Annotated in this window: 5 protein-coding genes; all 5 read right to left on the minus strand. The window is 72.7% G+C overall.

The genetic code is table 11. From position 1 onward, the window contains the following. Positions 1-52: 52 nt before the first annotated feature. On the minus strand, positions 53-397 hold the full coding sequence (locus ACFUVW_RS19320) for a YdeI/OmpD-associated family protein (protein ID WP_430572921.1): 345 nt from the start codon (positions 395-397) through the stop codon (positions 53-55). A gap of 61 nt (positions 398-458) precedes the next feature. Beyond that, positions 459-1,463, minus strand: coding sequence for a LacI family DNA-binding transcriptional regulator (locus ACFUVW_RS19325; RefSeq protein ID WP_430572925.1), 1,005 nt, complete (start codon positions 1,461-1,463; stop codon positions 459-461). Between the two features lie 15 nt (positions 1,464-1,478). Further along, positions 1,479-3,035 carry a glycoside hydrolase family 1 protein gene (locus ACFUVW_RS19330; RefSeq protein WP_430572922.1) on the minus strand — a complete coding sequence of 519 codons (1,557 nt, stop codon included), beginning with the start codon at positions 3,033-3,035 and terminating at the stop codon, positions 1,479-1,481. A gap of 89 nt (positions 3,036-3,124) precedes the next feature. Further along, positions 3,125-4,048: a carbohydrate ABC transporter permease gene (locus tag ACFUVW_RS19335; RefSeq protein WP_430572923.1), complete on the minus strand. Its 924-nt coding sequence runs from the start codon at positions 4,046-4,048 to the stop codon at positions 3,125-3,127. Beyond that, entirely contained in the window at positions 4,045-5,199 is a 1,155-nt protein-coding gene (locus tag ACFUVW_RS19340; protein ID WP_430572924.1) for a carbohydrate ABC transporter permease, read from the minus strand. Before ACFUVW_RS19340 ends, ACFUVW_RS19335 begins: the two co-directional genes overlap by 4 nt. Between the last annotated feature and the right edge of the window lie 133 nt (positions 5,200-5,332).

Raw genomic sequence — 5,332 nt, forward strand, 5'->3', positions numbered from 1 at the left:
CGTCAGAGCACTCTGACGGGCCGCCGTCGCGCGTCGCGCCTGGGCCCCGGTGTCAGCCGACGAGGGACTCCAGCACCCTCGCGACGCGGCGGTCGCGGGTCTCGTCGCTCTTGGCGCCGTCCACGCTCAGCGCGTGCGCCTTCTGCCTGCTCGGCGACAGCTTCTCCCAGGCGGCGGTGGCCGTGCGGGTCTCGGCGTTGAACGGGACCAGGAAGCGCCCGCCCACCGGTGACACGGTGGCGGGGTACGTGTAGCCGTCGACCGTCACCACGACGGGGACCCGCCGGCCGCGCCCGAACGCCGCGACGACGTCGTCCGGCACGGGCAGGCCCACGGTGTTGCCACCGGTCGCGAGCAGGGTCGTCGTGAAGGTCTGGACCGTGGGTGCCTCGCTCATGCCGCCGCCGTGCGGGTCGGGCCCGCCGGTGCGGCCGGCCTCCCGTGCACGGTAGCGCCCGCTACGCCGACTCGCCCTCGACGAGCCGCGGCACGAAGATCTGGGGCTCGGCGGGCACGTCGGCCCCGCCGAGGACGTCGAGCAGCGTCGCGGTCGCGGCCGTGACCATCTCGACGACGGGCTGCAGCACCGTGGTCAGGCGCGGCGTCGTGCGCTCCGCGCCGAGGGCGTCGAAGCCCACCAGGGCGACGTCGTCGGGCACTCGCCGGCCGGACTCGCGCAGCACCTGCAGCGCGCCCGTGGCCATGAGGTCCGACGCCGCGAACACGCCGTCGACGTCGGGGTGCGTCGCGAGGATCCGCTCCATCGCGGCCGCGCCGCCCGCCACCGTGAAGTCGCCGTTCTCGACGGCGGTGGCGGGCAGCCCGGCGTCCTCGAGCGTGTGCTGCCACGCGTCGTGGCGGTCGACGGCCGCGGTCATGTCGAGAGGGCCGGTGATCGTGGCGACGCGGGTGCAGCCGCGGTCCACGAGGCGCTGGGTGGCGGTGCGCCCGCCCGCGGCGTTGTCGACGTCGACGAAGTGCAGGGACTCGGTGTCGAACGGCCGACCCACGAACACGGCGGGCAGGTGCGACCGCATCAGCTCGGGCTCGAGCTGGTCCTCCTTGTGGTGCGACGCCACGATGACGCCGTCCACGTGCCCCGACCGCAGGTACCGCGCGATGTGGCCCGGGGGCTCGCCCGGCCGGGCGAGCAGCAGCACGAGCTGCAGCTCCGTGCCGGTCAGCCCCTCGCTGACGCCGCGCAGCACGCCCGCGAGGAAGGGGTCGGTGAGGATGCGGGCGTCGGGCTCGGGCACCACGAGGGCGATCGAGTCCGTGCGCCGGGTGACCAGCGAGCGGGCCGCCCGGTTCGGGGCGTACCCGAGCCGGGCGACGGCGTCGTCGACGGCGGTCTGCGCCTCGGGCGAGACCCGGTCACCGCCGTTGATGGCGCGCGACGCCGTGGACCGCGAGACACCCGCGGCCCGGGCGACGTCGTCCAGCGTCGGGCTGGCGTGCTCGATGACCACGTGCGGAGACTACTCTGCGTCCGCGCCGTCGCGTGCCGGGACGACGCCCGTCCGGGCGACGTCGGCATACCACCGTCCGGAGGACTTCACGGTGCGCTCCTGCGTCTCGTAATCCACGTGCACCAGGCCGAAGCGCTTGGTGTAGCCGAGTGCCCACTCGAAGTTGTCCAGCAGCGACCAGGCGAAGTAGCCGCGCACGTCGGCGCCGGCGTCGATCGCGTCGCGGACGGCGCGCAGGTGCGCGTCGACGAACGCGAGGCGGTCCGGGTCGTCGACGCTCCCGTCGGCCTGCACGACGTCGGGGTACGCGGCGCCGTTCTCGGTGACGTACATCGAGGTGCCGCGGGGGCCCGTGTAGTCGCGCTGCAGGCGCGTCAGCAGACGGGTGAGGCCCTCCGGCTGCACCTCCCAGCCCATGTCCGTGAGGGGCAGGCCGCGGCTGTGGTGATAGATGCCGTCGGGCACGGGGTTGGGGGAGCGGGTCTCCCACACGGCCGCGTCGACGCGCTCGCCGCCGGGGTCGGCCGTGCCCGCGGGCGTCTCGCCGGCGTCGCCCTGCGGCCGGGCCGAGACGGCGCCGCCGTTGTAGTAGTTGACGCCGAGCACGTCGATCGGCGTGGAGATCACGTCGAGGTCGCCCTCGCGCACGACGTCGGCGAACCCGAGGTGCGCGACGTCGTCGAGCAGGTCCTGCGGGTAGGCGCCGCGCAGGATCGGGTCGAGGAAGATGCGGTTGAACATGCCGTCGTCGCGGCGCGCGACGTCGACGTCCGCCGGGTCCGTCGGGTCCACCGGGTCGGAGACGGTGAAGTTGAGCGTGAGGCCGAGCACGGCCTCCGGGTCCCGCTCGCGCAGCGCCCGCACGGCCTCCCCGTGGGCGAGCATGAGGTGGTGGGCCGCGGCGAGGCCGTCCGTGGGGGACTTGCGGCCGGGGGCGTGCGCACCGGCGGTGTAGCCGAGGAACGCCGAGCACCACGGCTCGTTGAGCGTCGTCCAGACCTGCACCCGGTCGCCGAGCGCCTCGTGCATGGTCACGGCGTAGTCGACGAAGCGGGCCGCGGTGTCCCGGTTCGGCCAGCCGCCCAGCTCCTCCAGCGCCTGGGGCAGGTCCCAGTGGTAGAGCGTCAGCCAGGGGACGAGGTCCGCGCCGAGCAGCTCGTCGACCAGGCGGGAGTAGAAGTCCAGCCCCTCCCGGTTGACCGTCTTGCCGTCGGGGACCACCCGGGCCCAGGACGTCGAGAACCGGTACGCGCCGAGGTTCAGGCGCCGCATGAGCGCCACGTCCTCGCGGTAGCGGTGGTAGTGGTCGTCCGCCACGGAGCCGTCGTCGCCGTTCACCACCGCACCGGGGATGCGGCAGAACGCGTCCCAGACCGAGTCCTCGCGGCCGCCCTCGGTGGACGCGCCCTCGATCTGGAAGGCGGCCGTGGCCGTGCCCCACAGGAAGCCGTCGGGGAACGTGACCGCCCCGGTGGCGTGCGGGGAGCTCGTGAGGGGGGTGCTGGGCGTGAACGGCACGGTCGTGCCGGGGGCCGCCCGGCGCGCGCCGGGGGTGGGGAGCGTCATGGATTCGGATCTTTCCATCGGTGGTGGGCCCACGCAGCCGCGCGACGGCGCGGCTGCGTGGGCGTGACGACAGGACGGGGCCGGCCGGGTCAGCCCTTGACGGCGCCGGCCATGATGCCTGCGACCAGCTGCTTGCCGACGAAGACGAAGATCACCAGCAGCGGCAGGGTCACGAGGAAGATGCCGCCCATCACGAGCGAGTAGTCGACGAAGAAGTTGGCCTGCAGCGACTGCACGACGAGGGGCAGGGTCGGGTTCTCGCTGTTCAGCACGATGGACGGCCAGAAGAAGTTGGTCCACTGCTGCACGAACGTGAACAGGCCCAGCATCGCCGCGGCCGGACGGGCCGCGGGCAGGGCGACCGACCAGAACGTGCGGATCATGGACGCGCCGTCCACGCGGGCCGCCTCGATGAGCTCGTAGGGCAGCGCCTCGGACAGGTACTGCGTCATCCAGAAGACGCCGAACGCCGTGACGAGGGCGGGCACGATGACGGCCTGCAGCTTGCCGATCCAGTCCAGGTCGGACATGAGGATGTACATCGGGATGACGCCGAGCTGGGTCGGCACGGCCATCGTGGCGATGACGAACACCAGCAGCGGCCCGCGGCCGCGGAAGCGCAGCTTGGCGAACGAGTAGCCGGCGAGCGTGGAGAACAGCACGACCGACACGGACGTGACCACCGAGATGATCACCGAGTTGGTCAGTGCCTTCCAGAAGTTGATCCGCGTGGACTCGATCACCGTGGCGAACTGCTGGAAGAGCGTCGAGTCGGGCAGCCACTGCGGCACCGCGTTCCTCGCGATCGTCACCGGGTCGGAGGACCCGAGCAGCAGCGTGAAGTACAGCGGGAAGATCGAGATCAGCAGCACGATCCCGAGCAGCACGTAGGTGACGCGTCCCGGCCTGCGCTGGGCCGAGCGGGTGGCCCGCGAGCCCCGGGCCCGGCGCTTGGTGGCCGCGCGGGCCGCGCCCTTGCCGGCGGTCTGGGCGGTGACGGCGACGGAGCTCATCGACGGTCCTCCCGGTCGGTGGTCGTGGTGGTGGGCGAGAACGAGGGCGGTGCGCCCGGCGAGCCGCCGCCGGGCGGCGCGGGGGCGCCCCGGCCGGCGGTCCCGCCGCCCGTGCCGGCGCGGCGCGCCTCGGCGAGCAGGGCGCGGGTGTGCCGGCGGCTGACCTTCGGCCCCTTCGGCCCGGAGGTGGAGATCCGGCGGGTGACGAGGAAGTTGATCATGCCGATGAGCACGATGAGCAGGAACAGCAGCCAGGCGATGGCCGACGCGCGCCCGAAGCTCTTCTGGTTGCCCCACGCGACGTCGTAGAGGTAGACGACCGTCGTCATCCAGTCCCGGTCGGGGCCGCCGAGGCCCTGCGGGTCGAACATGCGGACCTCGTCGAAGATCTGCAGGCCGCCGATGGTCGACGTGATCACGACGAAGATGATCGTGGCGCGGATCTGCGGCACCGTGACCGAGAAGAACTGGCGGGCCCGGCCGGCGCCGTCGATGACGGCCGCCTCGTAGAGCTCGCGCGGCACGGCCTGCATGGCCGCGAGGAAGATCAGGGCGTTGTAGCCGGTCCAGCGGAAGTTCACCATCGTGGCGATGGCCACGTGGCTGGAGACGCGGTCGGTGTGCCAGCCCACGGGGTCGATGCCGACGAGGCCGAGCAGCTCGTTGATGAGCCCGTAGTCGTCGGCGAACATGCGGCCGAAGATCATCGAGACCGCGACCGGCGCGACGACGTAGGGCACCAGCACGCCCATGCGCCAGAACGTGGCGGCGCGCAGGTTCTGGTCGAGCAGGGCCGCGATGGTGATCGCCAGGACCACCTGGGGGACGCTGGAGAAGACGAAGATCGAGAAGGTGTTGACGAGCGTCTTCCAGAACATCGGCTGTGCCAGGACGTCGGCGTAGTTCTGCAGCCCGACGAAGTCTCCCTGGCCGCCCAGCAGGTTCCAGTCGTGCAGGGACACGAACGCCGTGTACCCCAGCGGGAACAGGCCGGTGATCGCGAAGAGGACGAAGAACGGCGAGATGTACAGGTAGGGGGAGACCTTCACGTCCCAGCGGCCGAGCCGCTGGGAGAACCCGACGCGTCGGGAGGGGCGTGGCCCGGGGTCGCCGCGCCGGTGCGTGGGCTGGGTGGGGGTAAGGACGGCCATCTGCTGCTTCCTGTGCTCGCCGGTCCGCCGGCCGCCCGCCGGGCCCCCCCCGACAAAGTGTCGGCGGGCCCCGCCCACCGCGCCGCGGGGGGCAGGGACCGGTGACGGGGGCACAGCCCCAGCGAGGCGTAAA

It is taken from the genome of Isoptericola sp. NPDC057391, from assembly GCF_042668085.1.
Classification (GTDB): domain Bacteria; phylum Actinomycetota; class Actinomycetes; order Actinomycetales; family Cellulomonadaceae; genus Isoptericola.